The sequence below is a fragment of the Marivita sp. genome, from assembly GCF_017643905.1.
In the GTDB taxonomy this organism is placed as follows: domain Bacteria; phylum Pseudomonadota; class Alphaproteobacteria; order Rhodobacterales; family Rhodobacteraceae; genus Marivita.
In genome coordinates, this window is record NZ_JAEPMO010000110.1 from 1 (window position 1) to 15,720 (window position 15,720).

General features: G+C 58.4%; 18 protein-coding genes. 4 read left to right on the forward strand and 14 right to left on the reverse strand.

What is annotated here, in order from left to right; genetic code table 11:
- From JJ869_RS16510 to pip, 3 genes are all read right to left on the reverse strand, one after another.
- A partial coding sequence (locus tag JJ869_RS16510; protein ID WP_292268692.1) for an ABC transporter permease subunit occupies positions 1–859 on the reverse strand: 859 nt, incomplete at its 3' end.
- Positions 856–1,851, reverse strand: a complete 996-nt coding sequence (locus JJ869_RS16515; protein ID WP_292268694.1) for an ABC transporter permease — start codon at positions 1,849–1,851, stop codon at positions 856–858. The genes JJ869_RS16510 and JJ869_RS16515, both read right to left, overlap by 4 nt.
- An 82-nt stretch (positions 1,852–1,933) precedes the next feature.
- Positions 1,934–2,905, reverse strand: coding sequence for a prolyl aminopeptidase (pip, locus tag JJ869_RS16520; protein ID WP_292268696.1), 972 nt, complete (start codon positions 2,903–2,905; stop codon positions 1,934–1,936).
- Between the two features lie 35 nt (positions 2,906–2,940).
- On the opposite strand from pip, the gene ubiG reads away from it, so the two are divergent.
- Positions 2,941–3,699, forward strand: a complete 759-nt coding sequence (gene ubiG / locus JJ869_RS16525) for a bifunctional 2-polyprenyl-6-hydroxyphenol methylase/3-demethylubiquinol 3-O-methyltransferase UbiG (protein WP_292268699.1) — start codon at positions 2,941–2,943, stop codon at positions 3,697–3,699.
- Between the two features lie 12 nt (positions 3,700–3,711).
- On the opposite strand, the gene JJ869_RS16530 is transcribed toward ubiG, so the two are convergent.
- Genes JJ869_RS16530 through JJ869_RS16545 form a run of 4 tightly spaced genes read right to left on the reverse strand, consistent with a single transcriptional unit; the run spans position 3,712 to position 5,980 of the window.
- Positions 3,712–4,161, reverse strand: a complete 450-nt coding sequence (locus tag JJ869_RS16530; protein ID WP_292268700.1) for a MarR family transcriptional regulator — start codon at positions 4,159–4,161, stop codon at positions 3,712–3,714.
- On the reverse strand, positions 4,161–4,991 hold the full coding sequence (locus JJ869_RS16535; RefSeq protein ID WP_292268701.1) for a carbon-nitrogen hydrolase family protein: 831 nt from the start codon (positions 4,989–4,991) through the stop codon (positions 4,161–4,163). The genes JJ869_RS16530 and JJ869_RS16535 overlap by 1 nt, the downstream gene beginning before the upstream one ends.
- Before the next feature lie 5 nt (positions 4,992–4,996).
- On the reverse strand, positions 4,997–5,254 hold the full coding sequence (gene grxC / locus JJ869_RS16540; protein WP_292268702.1) for a glutaredoxin 3: 258 nt from the start codon (positions 5,252–5,254) through the stop codon (positions 4,997–4,999).
- Positions 5,255–5,284: 30 nt separating this feature from the next.
- On the reverse strand, positions 5,285–5,980 hold the full coding sequence (locus JJ869_RS16545; RefSeq protein ID WP_292268704.1) for a double zinc ribbon domain-containing protein: 696 nt from the start codon (positions 5,978–5,980) through the stop codon (positions 5,285–5,287).
- Between the two features lie 47 nt (positions 5,981–6,027).
- Between JJ869_RS16545 and JJ869_RS16550 the strand changes: the two genes are divergently transcribed.
- Complete coding sequence (locus JJ869_RS16550) at positions 6,028–6,849, forward strand: methyltransferase domain-containing protein (RefSeq protein WP_292268705.1); 822 nt, start codon at positions 6,028–6,030, stop codon at positions 6,847–6,849.
- 56 nt (positions 6,850–6,905) lie between these two features.
- Positions 6,906–7,970, forward strand: a complete 1,065-nt coding sequence (hemH, locus tag JJ869_RS16555; protein ID WP_292268707.1) for a ferrochelatase — start codon at positions 6,906–6,908, stop codon at positions 7,968–7,970.
- A 78-nt stretch (positions 7,971–8,048) separates the two neighbouring features.
- Here the strand turns inward: hemH and JJ869_RS16560 are convergent, their stop codons facing one another.
- Both JJ869_RS16560 and JJ869_RS16565 read right to left on the reverse strand, forming a co-directional pair.
- On the reverse strand, positions 8,049–8,240 hold the full coding sequence (locus JJ869_RS16560) for a ferrochelatase (RefSeq protein ID WP_292268708.1): 192 nt from the start codon (positions 8,238–8,240) through the stop codon (positions 8,049–8,051).
- Between the two features lie 147 nt (positions 8,241–8,387).
- Complete coding sequence (locus tag JJ869_RS16565; RefSeq protein ID WP_292268709.1) at positions 8,388–8,987, reverse strand: L,D-transpeptidase family protein; 600 nt, start codon at positions 8,985–8,987, stop codon at positions 8,388–8,390.
- A gap of 170 nt (positions 8,988–9,157) precedes the next feature.
- Here JJ869_RS16565 and JJ869_RS16570 point away from each other — a divergent pair, with 170 nt between their 5' ends.
- Positions 9,158–9,712: a CAP domain-containing protein gene (locus JJ869_RS16570; RefSeq protein ID WP_292268711.1), complete on the forward strand. Its 555-nt coding sequence runs from the start codon at positions 9,158–9,160 to the stop codon at positions 9,710–9,712.
- Between the two features lie 20 nt (positions 9,713–9,732).
- Here JJ869_RS16570 and JJ869_RS16575 read toward each other — a convergent pair whose 3' ends face one another.
- The 5 genes from JJ869_RS16575 to JJ869_RS16595 form a co-directional block, all read right to left on the reverse strand.
- Positions 9,733–10,218, reverse strand: coding sequence for a L,D-transpeptidase family protein (locus JJ869_RS16575; protein WP_292268713.1), 486 nt, complete (start codon positions 10,216–10,218; stop codon positions 9,733–9,735).
- An 87-nt stretch (positions 10,219–10,305) separates the two neighbouring features.
- Complete coding sequence (locus tag JJ869_RS16580) at positions 10,306–11,070, reverse strand: ion transporter (protein WP_292268715.1); 765 nt, start codon at positions 11,068–11,070, stop codon at positions 10,306–10,308.
- Between the two features lie 12 nt (positions 11,071–11,082).
- Positions 11,083–12,303 (reverse strand): class I SAM-dependent RNA methyltransferase, encoded by a 1,221-nt coding sequence (locus tag JJ869_RS16585; RefSeq protein ID WP_292268716.1) that lies wholly within the window; start codon positions 12,301–12,303, stop codon positions 11,083–11,085.
- 39 nt (positions 12,304–12,342) lie between these two features.
- A complete protein-coding gene (locus tag JJ869_RS16590) occupies positions 12,343–14,172 on the reverse strand; it encodes an ABC transporter ATP-binding protein (protein ID WP_292268717.1) in 1,830 nt (609 codons plus the stop codon).
- The coding region (locus JJ869_RS16595; protein WP_292268718.1) for an ABC transporter ATP-binding protein at positions 14,169–15,720 on the reverse strand (1,552 nt) is incomplete at its 5' end. The genes JJ869_RS16595 and JJ869_RS16590, both read right to left, overlap by 4 nt.

The window sequence follows — 15,720 nt, forward strand, 5'->3', positions numbered from 1 at the left end:
AGTCCATGACCACGATGTTCAGACCCACCGCACGCGCCAATCGGAAAACACGTGTGCTGTCGATCAACGCGATGATGAGGATCATGTAAACCGTCAGCAGCCACCGCTCTGACCCGGCCCAAGCACTGGCGATCGTCATGAGAAGTAGCGCAAAGATCAGCGAAGGGATCGCCATCAGAACGTCCACGGTCCGGCTGAGGATCTGATCCAGCCAGCCTTGCAGCGTTGCAGCCAAGAAGCCGAGCGTTCCGCCGATGAAGAACGCGAGGCACGTTGTGACAAACGCAATGCCCACCGTGTTCTGCGCACCATAGATCAACCGGCTTAGAAGATCACGCCCGATCTGGTCCGTGCCCAGCGGAAACAGCGGATCACCCCCCGTGGCAGCATTCCCTCCTGGCAGAACGTTCACCTTGGCAAACACAGCCTCTTGCCCATGCGGGGCCAACCACGCAGCGAAAATCGCGGTGAAGGCATAGAGGATGACCACCAGCACACCAAAGCTGGCGGTCAACGGCATCTGCCGGAACAGCTTCTTGCTGCCACGTGTGCCCACGGTCCGCCCCAGAACGCGGAAGACGTAGGCCGCAATCGCGGAGACGATAAAGAACTGAACCGCCCATCTGAAGAACACGACACCGGCATTCGGAATTCCAGCCTCGTTCTGGGTCGGCTGAAAGAAGTACCAGACGGAAAACACCAAAAGGCACGCAGCAAGCACATAGCCGAAAGCAACCGCAAGAGGCATGTCCCGGAAAGTCGGTGAATTCCCAGTGGCCTTTTGCCCCGCAAATCGCAGAACCCAGCCGCCCGCCGCGACGCCCAACAGGATCAGGGCCAATGTCAGCAGCGTGCTCATTTCGGATGCCTCAGACGCGGGTTGGACAGGATCGACATGATGTCCGCTGTCAGGTTCAACAGGATGTAGGCGGCGGCAAATATCAAGCAGCAGGCCTGTACCACGGGAATGTCACGGATCTTCACGCTGTCCACAAACAGCTGACCAATACCGGGATAGACAAAGACAACCTCGACAACGACCACACCTGTGATCAGGTACGCCAGGTTCAACGCCACCACGTTGATGATCGGGGCAAGCGCGTTCGGTAACGCATGCTTCACGATCACCCGCATCGGCGACATGCCCTTGAGCCGCGCCATTTCGATGTAGGGGGACGCGAGAAGGTTGATGATCGCGGCGCGCGTCATCCGCATCATATGCGCCGTGACGACGAGAGTGAGCGTCAGCGCGGGCAGCAGCGTTTTTTCCAACCGCTCGCCAAATGACATGCCCTCGAAGATGTTGGACAGCGATGGAAGGACCGGGTTCAGCACCGCGAGGAACAGGATCAGCACATAGGCCAAAAAGAACTCGGGAGATGAAATCGAGGTCAAAGTTGTGATGTTGGTGGCACGGTCAAACACGGAATTCCGAAACAACGCGGCCAGAATGCCAAGAACCAATGACACCGGAACAGCGATGCAAGCCGTGACCGCGGCAAGGAACATCGTGTTGGCAAAGCGCGGCGCGATCTGCTGCGCCACTGTCGTGCGCACGCCGCTGTCCGCGCCAACAAAGCTCGCAAAGTTCGCCTGCGCAAAGGAATTCCCCAGATCGCCTTGAACTGCGCTGCCAAGCCATTGGAAATAGCGCGTGATCGGCGGCTGATCGAGGCCAAGGTCACGACGGATCGCCTCTACCGCATCGGGCGTGGCGCCTTGCCCTAGAATGGCCTGCGCAAAGTCACCCGGAAGCATGTTGACGGCTGTGAAAATGACGATGGATACGACGAAGAGCGTAAGCAACCCGAGCGCAAGCCGCTGAAGAATGATGCGTAGAACAGAGTGCAACTTGTGGCTTAACCTTGGTTCCCGTCGTTTGCATACGTTAACAACCGGGGGCCACGTGTAAACATCAAATAACGATCAAGCGCTAAGATGTTGAGATTCCCTCCATAATGCGAACCAACTCGGCACTGATACCGGGTTCGGACAGGGCATGACCTGCATTGCGCACCATCCGGAGGTCACACTCAGGCCAAGCCCGTGCCAACTCCCAGGCACGAACCGGCGGACAGATCATGTCATAACGGCCCTGAACGATGGCTCCCGGAATGCCTGACAGGCGGTCCATGTTGTTCAGAATCCAGCCGTCTTCCTCAAGGAAGCCGTTGTTGATGAAATAATGGTTTTCGAGTCGCGCAAAGGCCCGTGCATAGTCACCGGGCGACTCACCCCCCGAACCGCTGGAATAGACCGACGCCAAAGCGTTCTCCCAGGCAGACCACGCCCGCGCAAACCGGGTCTCTGTCCGAAGATCACCACAGAAGAGGCGTCGATGGTAAGCCGCAATCAGATCGTCTCGTTCGTCTTCCGGGATCATGTCGACGAATCGGGCCCAGGTTTCCGGCCAAAACTGCCCGGCACCCCCGCCATAAAACCAGTCCAGCTCGGCCTTGGTCATGGTGAAAACGCCACGGAGCACGAGCTGACGCACGCGATCCGGGTGGCTGATGCCATAGATCAGCGCAAGCGTGGCTCCCCAACTGCCGCCAAACACGATGAACTGCTCGATCCCGAGCGTTTTGCGGATCAATTCGATATCGGCGACCAGATCCCACGTCGTGTTATTGTTCACGCTGGCATGTGGCCGCGACCGGCCGCAGCCACGCTGATCGAACAGGACAACCCGAAACACCTTGGGATCGAAATAGCGCCGCATCGAAGGGCTGCATCCACCGCCCGGCCCGCCATGCAGCACGATCACCGGAATCCCGTTTTCCGCCCCACATTGTTCGACATAGACACTGTGCCCATCGCCCACAGACAGCATGCGCTGGTCATAGGGGTCGATGGGGGGATAAAGGTACTGCACTGCGCGCTTTTGGCTCGGGAATTTATCCATACCCAATCTATATTGGCAGCAAATACCAAAAGACCATGGGGAAAAGTCTTGTGACCGCCACGACAACCGTCGATCCATCTGAAATTGCCAAGTTCGAGGCGATGGCCGCCGAATGGTGGGATCCAGAAGGCAAGTTCAAGCCACTCCACATGATGAATCCTGTGCGGCTTGATTACCTGACGGCGCAGATCGCAGCCGAATTTGATCGCGATTTCTCGCAGAAATCCCCTTTCACTGGCCTTCGCCTTCTCGACATTGGCTGCGGCGGAGGGCTTCTATGCGAACCGATGGCGCGTCTTGGTGCGTCGGTTGTCGGAGTGGATGCCGGCGGTAGCAACATTCCGGTGGCGCAGGCCCATGCACGGCAATCCGGGTTGGAGATCGACTATCGTCACACCACCGCCGAAGCGATGGCTGATGCGGGCGAACAATTTGATGTCGTTCTGAGCATGGAAGTGATCGAACACGTGGCCGATCCGCTTGGCTTTCTGTCAGCCTGTCAGCGCCTGTTGAAACCGGGTGGATTGCACCTGTGCTCAACGATCAATCGCAACGCAAAAAGCTTTGCAGCCGCCATTGTCGGCGCGGAATTTATCATGCGATGGCTGCCAAAGGGCACCCATGATTGGGCGAAGTTCATCACTCCGGACGAATTGTATGGGCTGCTGCGGCAGGCGGGTCTTGATCCGGTGGATCGCAAGGGGTTCCAGTTCAACCCCGTGTCATGGAAATGGAGCCTGTCTGACCGCGACCTGAGCGTGAACTATGTGACCGCAGCGGTGAAACCAGCCTGATCTGAGCAGGGATCACCCCCGGCTGTCAGGCTCTTCCAGCTTCACCCGCAACTCCCTAAGAACAGGGATCGCCGCGCGAACCTTGGTCTCGCCCAACTCCTGAACCATCTCGTTGATCAACGGCGTGATTGCCGCAATCGCGGCATCCCTCGCTGCAAGACCGGCGGGGCTGATCGAAACCTGCTTGCGACGCGCATCGTCCCAATCGGGCCGAATATGCACATATCCTGACACCTCAAGCTTGCTCAGGGTGTTCGTCATTGCGCCACGGGTGACGTGAAACGCCTTAGCCAGTTGTGCTGGTGTCTTTTCGGACCCGCCCCGCGCCAATTGGTTCAGAACCGAGAAATGCGAGATCTCCATCTTGTTCGGCAACACGCGCGTCAGGCGGTTCCGCAGCAATTGATCTGCGGTCAGCAATTCGCTGAAAAGCGAAATGGCAAGGGGACTGCTGTCAGTCATCAAGGGCCAGCGAATTCTCTATCATGCTGTAAAGACGGAACTTTATGTCGCGCTTGTGCCACGTGCGACATATCGAGGTCAACAAGATGCACCCCCGGTTGCTGACCGGCATCCAATAAGACCTCACCCCACGGCGATACGACAAGGGAATGCCCATGTGTTGTGCGCGGTTTGCCTGTGCTGACTGCGTGCTGCCCAACCTGTGCCGGGGCCAGAACGTAACAGCCGGTCTCAATGGCACGGGCGCGAAGGAGCGGTTCCCAATGCATCGGTCCGGTTGCCGGCGAAAACGCAGCGGGCACCGTCAGGATGTCAGCTCCTGCTTGCGCCAAGGCACGATGCAGATAGGGAAAGCGCACGTCATAGCAGACGGTCAGGCCAACATTTCCAAAGGGTGTTTCTGCCAGAACGGCGCGGTTGCCGGGCGCGAACCCGGCGGATTCCCGGAATGTCTCGGTTTCGGTCACCTGCACATCGAACATGTGCAGCTTGTCGTACTGCGCCGCAATCGATCCATCGGGAGCGATCAGGAAGGACCGGTTCGCGAACCGCTCTTCAGGCGGTTCTGCCCTGAGCGCCAAAGAACCGATGAGAATCCAGACACCTAAACGTACCGCTTCGTCCCGCAGTCCTGCCAGCGTCGGGTCCTCATCCTGACCGACAAGCACGCTGCGCTGATGACTGCGGCTGTTGCTGATACAGTTGGTGACTTCGGGGGTAAGAATGAAACTTGCGCCCTCGGCGGCTGCCTCTCGTACCAACCCCGAAGTGACCCCTAGATTGGCCACGGGATCATCCGACGAGGTCAGTTGAAGCAAAGCCGCGCGCATGACGATCAGGCCGCCAGAAGCGGATCAAGCTTGCCCGCGCGGTCCAAGGCGTAAAGGTCATCACACCCGCCGACATGGGTGTCGCCGATGAAGATCTGCGGCACAGTCCGCCCGCCATTGGCGCGCTGGATCATCTCGGGCTTGCGGTCCGGGTTGGCCAGCACATCGATTTCGGTGAACGTCGCGCCCTTCTGGGTCAGCAGACATTTTGCGGCGTGGCAGAATCCGCAGAGCGGCGAGGTGTAGATTTCGATCTGTGGCATGTCGTATCCCCTTGACTGACTGTCAGGGATTTAAGCCGCCTTTGCAACGCGCGCCAGAACCGTGACATAAATCTCTCTGCACTGTGCGCTTTGACAGGCGGTAGCACAGGCAGCCAGCGTTGCACCTGAGGTCATCACGTCATCAATAAGCAGGATCGGGCGTCCCTGCAGGCTTTGCGCGTATTTCGTGTAGATCGAGATTGCATCGGACACTTCCGCAAAACGCGCATCGCGCGACTTGCCATCAAGCGATGCCGTGCGCCGGGTTCGCAGCAATACAGTCGGATTAAATTCAAGCTCCAGCCGTTTTGCAACCGCTTGAGCCAACAGCGCGGACTGGTTGTAGCGTCGCGAAAGCAGGCGAAAAAGATGCAGAGGAACAGGCATGACAAGCGTGTCTTTCGGCATGTCAGGCGGGCACGCCGCAACCATCCAATCTGCCGCCATGTCGACGATTTCATGCCGGTCTCCATGTTTGAGTCCAAGCACAAGCCTGCGCGCCAAGCCTTCGTATCGCAAAGGAGCGCGTCCTCGCGTCCAAGGGCGGCCTATAGACAGACAATCGTCGCAATGCACAGCAATATCCGATTGGCCGGGGAGGGCGATGCCACACAGATCGCAGACGAGCCCGGTGATGAACGGTGTCTCGGCAAAACAGGCGGCGCAAATTCCGTTGTCCTGAGCCACAAGGCCACCACATCCAAGGCATTGCGGCGGGTAAATCATGCGCAGCGCCGTTTGCAATCCTGCCCGCAGCATCCTATCTGCCGCTCATGTCCGTAACCCCTGTCCTTTTTGATCGGCTTGCCCTGGCCAAGCACCGCAACCGCGCCCGGTTCAATCCAGCGGTGTTCCTGCATGAAGAGGCATTGGCCGACGTGCAGGATCGCATCGCTTTGGTTAACAAGTCCTTTACGGCTCCGGCCATTGTGGCCCCTTTCCCCGAAATCTGGCAGCCCCACTGGCAAACAGCCCGCATCGTGCCCGACGATGACATTTTGGACCTGACCGAAAACACCCATGACCTGATCGTGCACGCCATGGCGCTCCATTGGGCGAACGATCCTGTGGGGCAGCTGATCCAGTGTCGCCGCGCGTTGAAGCCCGACGGTTTGCTCTTGGTCGTGGCGCTTGGCGGTCAGACTCTGCACGAATTGCGCGCCGCCCTGGGACAAGCCGAGATCGAGGTGACCGGAGGACTGTCTCCGCGGATTGCGCCGATGGGTGAAATCCGCGATCTGGGCGCTCTCCTGCAACGCGCTGGCTTGGCGTTGCCAGTGGCCGACAGCGCCGTGCTCAAGACAAGCTATGCAACGCCGCTGCATCTGATGCACGACCTGCGTGCCATGGGGGAAACAAATGCCTTGTCCACGCGGATCAGGATGTCGACCCGCCGGTCGGTCATTCAGCGCGCGATGGAACTGTATGCAGACGCATATGCCGACGAAACTGGCAGGATTATTGCAACCTTTGAGCTGATCACTCTCACAGGATGGGCGCCCGATTCGTCGCAACCGCAGCCATTGCGCCCCGGATCTGCCGTCCAAAGGCTCGCGGACGTGCTCAACACGGCCGAAACACCGCTCAAAGATTGACCTGACCCAGATAGAGGTTAGTTAGCCCGCTAAACGAAGAATAGGATGCCGGCCCGATGTTGGACGCAACGAAAACAGCTCAACGCCCGATTCACGCCCCGACCGATCACCCGAAAGTATCGGCAGCGCGGGTTGGCGTGCTTCTGGCCAATCTTGGCACACCGGACCACTACACGTACTGGCCAATGCGCCGCTACCTGAACGAGTTTCTTTCGGACCGCCGCGTCATCGACTACAGCCCCTGGCTCTGGCAGCCGCTGTTGCAGTTGATCATCCTCACCAAACGTCCCTTCAGCTCGGGTGAGGCATATAAGTCGATCTGGAACGAAGATCAGGGCGAAAGTCCGCTGATGACGATCACGAAGGATCAGACCGCCAAGATCACCAAGGCGATGCAGGACAGGTATGGCGATCAGGTCATGGTCGATTTCTGCATGCGTTATGGCAACCCGTCGACCAAATCCAAAGTCCGCGCAATGGTCGAGGCCGGTTGCCGCAAGATCCTGTTCTTCCCGCTGTACCCGCATTACGCGGGGGCCACATCTGCGACCGCGAATGACCAGTTCTTTCGCGCGCTGATGGATGAAAAGTGGCAACCCACGGTGCGGACCGTCGATCCCTATTACCAGCATCCGATGTATATAGAAGCTTTGGCGCAATCCATCGAACGCGCCTATGCCAAGCTCGAGAAACGCCCCGATATCCTCGTCTGCTCATATCACGGCGTGCCAAAGCGCTACCTGATGGAAGGCGACCCCTACCATTGTCAGTGCCAGAAAACGACGCGCCTTTTGAAAGAGCGGCTGGGCTGGGAAGACTCCGAGATCATGACGACCTTCCAGTCGAAATTCGGCCCCGAAGAATGGCTCAAGCCCTATACCGTGGAAGAGGTCGCGCGCCTTGCCGAGGAAGACGGCAAAAAGAACATTGCGGTCTGCGCGCCTGCGTTTTCAGCCGATTGCATCGAAACGCTGGAAGAGATCAACGAAGAGATCAAGGAAAGCTTTGAAGAGGCCGGTGGTGAGCATTTCACCTACATTCCCTGCCTCAACGATGACGACGCGCACATCGCAGCGCTGTCGGCGGTGATCGAAGAGAACCTCAACGGCTGGCTCGATTGACCGTGCCTGTGCCACCGTCAGAAACAAAAAAGGCGGTGCATTGGCACCGCCTTTTTCGTTAGTCCAATCCGCCGTGGATTAGTCAGCAGCAGCAGCAGCCAGCAGTGCGATCAGCACCAGCGGGATGATGATGGCTGCGGACGAGGAGCTTGCTGCGGCTTCTTCAACCACAACGACCGGCTCCATCATCACGTCGTCTTTTGCGTAAGAACCGGCCATTGCTGTCGAAGCAGCACCAGCGAACGCGGCGGCGAGAACGAGTTTCTTCATGTTAACCTCCAGATATTTGCATGTCGGCGCGCAATAGCATCACACGACAGGCACCCAAGACTTACCTCGTAAGACTCTCTAACCAGTATATCGTGCCAAATGCAAACCTATCTTATCGCACGACTTTCCCGCTCCGCCGCTATGTCGTCAAATTAGCAACACCTGCGTGCCAACATTCGCCAGTTCGTAAAGTTCTTCGATATGCTCGTTGTAAAGACCGATGCATCCGTTCGAAGATCGACGCCCGATCTTGCGCGTGTCATGGGTCCCGTGAATGCGATAATACGTCCAGCTTAGATGCAAAGCGCGTGTCCCAAGGGGGTTATCTGGACCCGGAGGCACGTAATCGGGCCATTCCGGATTGCGGATTTTCATCGACGGAGTCGGGCGCCAATCAGGCTCTGGATCCTTTAGCGTCACTTGCGTACGACCACGACGTGTCAGGTCTTCGGTCAATGGCACGGAAGACGGGTACAGGCGGTAATTTCCGTTCTCTTCCCAGTAGTGAAGCGCCCGCGAATCGATATCCACGAGGATGGCGCCGTTGGTCAGGTTCGTGAAATAGGGGCGCCAGTCGAGCGTGCGGAAACTCGAAATGTTGCGGCGGACGACCTGCGACAGATCGCGCTCCATCTCGACGGTGGAGCCATCGTTCACGTTCTGCGCCAAGGCAGGCGACGCGACAAGCGCGGCCGTTCCTGCCAGGAAACTGCGTCTGTTTACGGGAAAACGCGGATTATTTGCCATTTCATGGCCTCTTCGTCTGCAAAAAATATGAAAGCTACCTGACATTTATATTGCGTGAATGCCTCAGTCGCAATTCAAAGGAATGTCATATCGGCAAATCTCGGCTTTGTGTGTTTGCTCCCACCCAAGACAGAGGATAAGCCCGGATACGACCAAACTTGGGGCTGATCATGAAGCGTTCGACATTTCTTTTGGGTGCAGCAGCTTTGGCATTATCTGCCTGCGCAGGCGCACCGCCCCGGCCGACGCTTGGTGCGGATGGCAAGCCCCTTCCCAAGGTTTATCGCATCCGGGCCACTGACACGGGACGTATCCAGTTCCGCATGCTGGACGCGATCAACGCGCTGCGTCAGGCATCCGGTGCCCCTGCGCTGGAACTGAACGCGCAGCTAAACGCGGCCGCAGCCACCCATGCACGCGACATGAGCGTGCAGAATCGCCCTTGGCACTTCGGTTCAGACGGGTCTTCGCCCATCACACGCATCCAGCGTGCCGGGTATTCGGGGCGTTTGGTCGGAGAAGCGATCTCGGAAACCTACGAGACGGAACTGGAAACTCTGGGCGCGTGGATGGAAGCACCAAACACACGCACGGTTATCCTTGACCCATCTGCACGCGAATTGGGCTTTTCGTGGTTCCAGGAAGAGAACGGTAAAATCTGGTGGAACCTTGTGCTCGGCGCCCCGAATGAAACCGGGTTTACCCCTGTCAACATTCCCAGCTGAACAACTAACCTCTTGATTTTCTAGGGGTTGATGTTGATGGGCGTACCGTCTCTCACCATCGAGTAAATCTCGCGCATTTCCCGGTTTGTCACCGCGATGCAGCCCCATGTCCAATCGCGCCCACCCTTACGGTTCTTCCACGGCCGCCCGTGAATAAAGATGTCTCCGCCGGGCGATTTTCCGATGCTGCGCGCGTAATCAATGTCGTGTTGACGCGGGTAGTCGATACCGATCGACAGGTAAAAATTGCTGTTCGGATTGCGGCGATCAATCATGTATTCGCCTTCGGGCGTTTTGCCATCGCCTTCCACTTGCTTGTGCCCCTCGGGCGCAAAACCAAGGCCGATGTCATAGGTTTTCAGCACCGCGTTGTGATGCAAGAGGTACATCTTGCGATCCGCCTTTTGCACAACGATCCGGGTCACTTCCGGGCCGGTATAGGTTGGAAACTTCCCACAGGCGGTCACACCCAGAAGAAGTGCCAAGAAACAGAAGAGTCGCAACATTGGTTACACTGCCCGATTTGTTTTTTGGACAGTGTACCAGACTGTTCAACCATCGGTAAAACGAAACCGTGAGCGCGGGCAGGCAAATTACCGCTGATCCAGCCGCTTTTCGATGGCTTCCAGTCGGGCCAGAACCTGGTCACGATAGGCGTCTGTCTTTTCGTTCGACTCTTCGGCATGGGCATCCTGCATCGAATTCACGATCAGACCCACAAGAAGGTTCACAACCGCAAAGGTTGTAACCATGATAAACGGCACAAAGAATGCCCAGGCCCAGGGGAACACCTCCATGACGGGGCGCACGATCCCCATGGACCATGATTCCAACGTCATGATCTGGAACAGCGAATAGGCCGATCTGCCCAGATCGCCGAACCATTCGGGAAAAGCGTCGCTGAACAACTTGGTGGCCATCACCGCGCCGATGTAAAAGATCAGCGCCATCAAGAGAAACACACTACCCATGCCGGGCAATGCCGTGATGAACCCTTCGACCACGCGGCGCAGACGCGGTGTGGCTGAAATCACCCGCAACACCCGCAGAATCCGCAGCGCCCGCAGGACCGAGAACCCCTGCGTTGCCGGAACAAGCGCAATCCCGACGATCACGAAATCAAAGATGTTCCAGCCGCTTTTGAAGAACCGAAGCCCATGAGCATAAAGCTTGAGCGCAATTTCGAGCACGAAGATCGCCAGACACAAGCTATCGAGCGCGAGAATCACTGGACCCGCGGCTGCCATGACCGCATCCGACGTCTCCAATCCCAGCAAAACAGCATTGAACAGGATCACGCCGATGATGAAATTCGTCACCCAGGCCTGTTCAAGAAACGCTGCCACCTTGTCCCGCATTGCCCTGCCTCGTCAGTTATTTCGGCGCAGAAGCGCCACCAGTTCCACATGGGTCGACCACCGGAATTGATCAACCACCCTGATCCACTCAACATCGTATCCAGCGCGGATCAGCGTGGCGGTATCCCGCGCAAATGTCGCCGGATTGCACGAAACATGGGCAATGCGCGGAACCGAAGCCCGCGCAAGTTCTGCAACCTGTGCCGCAGCCCCTGCCCGCGGCGGGTCGATGACCACGCCATCGCATTTGGCCAATTCCTCTGGCTGCAGCGGGTTGCGGAACAGGTCCCGCACCTCGTGGGTGATCCGCTTTAGCCCTTCGGCATTGCGCCACGCATGGTCCAGCGCATTGGTCATGTCACGGTCGCCTTCGACCGCGTGAACCATCGCATCCTGTGCCAGTGGCAGCGCAAATGTCCCACAGCCGGCAAACAGGTCAGCCACCCGTTTTGCCCCTGTGAGAGCCTGTTTGACCGCGTCGATCAGCGCCGCTTCGCCCTCGCCCGTGGCTTGCAGAAACGCGCCCGGAGGCGGCGTCAGGTCTGCCGGACCAAGACGCAAAACAGGCGCGCGCCGTTGCAACGCGATGTCATCGTCCCACGCGATACGGGCTAGATCGTAGTCCCGCGCGAGATCGGACAGCGCCTGATGCAACGAAACATCCATTTCCTTGCCGCCAGTTACCGTGACATCGAGGCCGGTATCCGTCCGCGTCACAAGTACCGACAATTCGCCCTTGCGGGACGCGCCCAGAACGCCAAGCGCTTCGACCATCGGCAAAGCGGCAGTCAGTTCTGGATGCAAGAGCTGGCAATTCGGAACCGAAATGATCGTGTCCGAGGCCTTCATGTGAAACCCGGCCAAGGCCCCCTTCTTTGTCCGCTTGACGGAAAAGGTTGCTCTCCGACGAGACTTCGCAGGAGACGTAATTGGCGGTTCCAGATCAACTGCGATCCCATGCGCGGCCAAGGCCTGCCGCACCACATCGCGCTTCCAGTCCGACACAAACGTATCCGAGGCATGTTGCAACTGGCATCCGCCACAGGACTTGGCATGGCTGCACGGTGGTTTGACCCTGTTTTCCGACGGTGTGTCGATCTTGGGATCACGCAGATGCTCGCCATCAAGAGTGCCGCTTACCACCTCACCGGGAAGTGCGGCGGGCACATAGATCGGTCCGTCGGAAATGCCGTCGCCCAGATGGCCCAATCGTTTGATCTTTACTGTTGTCATGCCGCGGCTTTTGCCTCAGCGCGCCGCATTGGTCGAGGGCTATTCGGCGGCCTCGGCCCCGATAAAGCCGCCTGACTGCCTGTCCCAATAGCGCGCATAGAGTCCGCCCTTCGCAAGCAGCGCGTCATGGGTGCCGACTTCGACGATGCGTCCCTCGTCCATCACCACGATCCGGTCCATGCTGGCGATGGTGGATAGGCGATGCGCGATGGCCAGAACCGTCTTGCCGCGCATGACGTGATCCAATGCGCTCTGGATCTCGGACTCTACCTCTGAGTCGAGCGCTCTGGTCGCCTCGTCCAGCACAAGGATAGGCGCATCCTTCAGGATCGCACGGGCAAGCGCAATGCGCTGCCTCTGCCCACCCGACAGCTTGACACCCCGCTCCCCAAGATGGGCGGCATATCCGGTGCGCCCCCTGTGATCGACCAGACCCAGAATGAACTCATGCGCAGAGGCACGTTGTGCTGCCTCGAACACCTCTTCGTCAGACGCACCAGGCCTGCCGTAGCGGATGTTCTCCATCGCGGATCGGTTGAACATCGAAGTTTCCTGCCGGACAACGGAAATGTCCGTCCGCAGCGCAATCTGGGTCACGTCGCGGATATCAGTTCCACCCACCGTGATCCGCCCCTTTTCAACGTCATAGAGCCGCAACAAAAGCGACACGACCGTCGATTTGCCAGCACCGGACGCGCCCACAAGCGCAACTTTCTCACCTTCCGCAACGGTGAGGTCAAAACCGTTCAGCGCCCGAGCAGCGCGGCCATACCCGAAAGACACATTGTCGAAATGGATTGGACCCTTCGGTGCGCTGCCCTGCGCAGAGGCGCGGTCGGTGATCCCATGTGTCGGCGTCAGCGTTCCGATGCCGTCCTCGACCTCGCCAATGTTGGTAAAGATCGACATCGCGACCCGGCCCAGACGGTTGGTGAGCATGGACAGGCGTGTGGTGATCATCGCAGTCATGGCGATATCGCCGGCAGTGGCGCTGCCCGCGCTCCAAAGCCAAAGCGCACCGAGAATAGCAAACAAGGGCAGAATGCCACCCAAGGTCATCAGGACCATGCGGAACACCGCCGACAACGTGCCAAACTCAATCGACCGGTCGCGGTAGGCATCAAGCGCCCCGCGTGTTGCCGTATCCTCGTCCGCATCCCGCGCGAAAAGCTTTACAGCCGCAATGTTGGAATAAATGTCCACCACCTGTCCGGTCACGTGGGTGCGTGCACCGGCCCGTGCCTTGGACCGTTTCTGAACTCGGGGAATGAAATACCTCAATGCGGCCGCATAAAACCCTGCCCAAACGACGAAGATCAAAAGCAGTCGCGCATCAATCGTGACCATCAGAATGAACGCACCGATGAACATCGCAATCGAATAGACCACGACATCGGACACTTCGATCACCAGATCGGTCAACGCCCGAGCTGTCTGTATCGCCTTTTGACTCAGCCGCCCAGCAAAGTCGTTCTCGAAGAACTGCATGGAATGGCCCAGCGTGTGCTGGTTGAGCCGCGCCAGAACCATCGGATAGAGGTTCGGCCCCAGCAAGATGCTGGTCACACCCGCGTCCATCACAAAGATCAGCGGTCGGATCACCACAAAGAACGCAACGCCCACAACGACCACTGGCCAGAACGTGGCCCAGAAGGAACCCTGTTCGGCAATCGCGGTCTGGTCGATCACCCAACCGGTAAAGCGGGCGGCAACAAGTTCGGACATGCCGGTCACAAAGGTGATCGCAAAAGCGATGAGAATAGCCCGCTCGGCACCCCGCAATGCCCAGCGCATGAAGGGCAAGATATCTTGCGGCGGGGGGCCCTCTGCGGGATCGAACGGTTTGATGAAATCCGCGATCGCCTTCACTCGGCAGCCTCCGCGCCGATGAACCCGCCGGACTGCCGATCCCAATACCGCGCATAAAGCCCGTTCTGCGCCAGTAGCGCGTCATGCGTACCGGTCTCGGCGATGCGCCCGGCATCCATCACGATGATCCGGTCCATGCTGGCAATCGTCGACAGACGATGCGCGATGGCCAGAACCGTCTTACCCTCCATCACATGCTCGAGCGCCGACTGGATCTGTGCCTCGACTTCAGAATCAAGCGCGCTGGTTGCCTCGTCCAACACAAGGATTGGCGCATTCTTGAGAATAGCCCGCGCAAGCGCGATGCGTTGTCGTTGACCTCCCGACAGTTTGACCCCCCGCTCGCCTAAATGCACCGCATACCCGCGACGTCCACGGGAATCCTCTAACCCAAGGATGAACTCATGCGCCTCCGCCTTCGCGGCAGCGCGGATCACTTCGGCCTCTGTTGCATCGGGGCGGCCATACCGGATGTTGTCCAGCGCCGAACGATTGAACATCGCGGTCTCCTGCGTGACCATACCGATCTGCCGCCGCAAGCTGTCTTGGGTAACAGCCGCAATGTCCTGTCCGTCTATCGTAATGCGGCCTTTTTCGGTGTCATAGAGCCGCAACAAAAGCGACACGAGCGTCGATTTACCCGCACCCGACGCCCCGACCACGGCAAGCTTTTCACCCGCCGCAATATCCAGCGTCACGTCTTCGATCCCGCCGTCGCGTTGTCCGTAGGCGAATGACACGTGGTCAAAACGGATGTGCCCCTCTGTCACGATAAGGTCGCTCGCGGTTGGAACATCCTCGATCCGCTGCGCCGGGGCCAAGGTGTTCATGCCGTCCTCAACTTCGCCCACATGGCTGTAGATCACCATGATCGTGTAGCTGATCCACCCAGTCATCTGAGACAACCGTATCCCGACCGCACCGACGGCGGCGATGTCTCCTGGGGTCACGTTCCCATTGCCGCGCATGGCAATGGCCATACCCACCAATACAATCGGAAGCGCCCCCGCGATGAACATCAAACCGAGGCGAAACAGGGTCTGTGCCTCGCCAAAGCGCAGCGCAGTGCCGCGCAGATGTTCCATCGCGCCCAGCGCTTTTCCGTCCTCGTGCCGATCCCCCGCAAAGAGTTTGACGGTCTTGATGTTGCTGATCGTATCAACAACCTGTCCAGTGACCTGCGCTTTGGCCTCGGCACGGGCAGCCGACCGCGCGCGGATGATCGGGAGCATCACCCGCAGAAATCCCAGATAGACGGCAAACCAGACAGCGAGTGCGAGAATCATCCAAGGGCTGACAGCGCCTACCAGAAACGCTGTGCCCAGGATTGTGGCCAGACCAAAAGTCACCGCGTTGACCGTTTCGATAACGATCTCGGTCAGCGAATTCGAAGCCTGCATCTTCTTCTGTGCAAGTCGTCCCGCGAAATCATTGTCAAAGAAGGTGACGGATTGCCCAAGCGTCCAGCGGAACATGCGGGCCATGACCTGCATCCCAATATTGGGACCAATCATCACCGACTGCGTCAACGCGAGTCCCCCAAAAAGC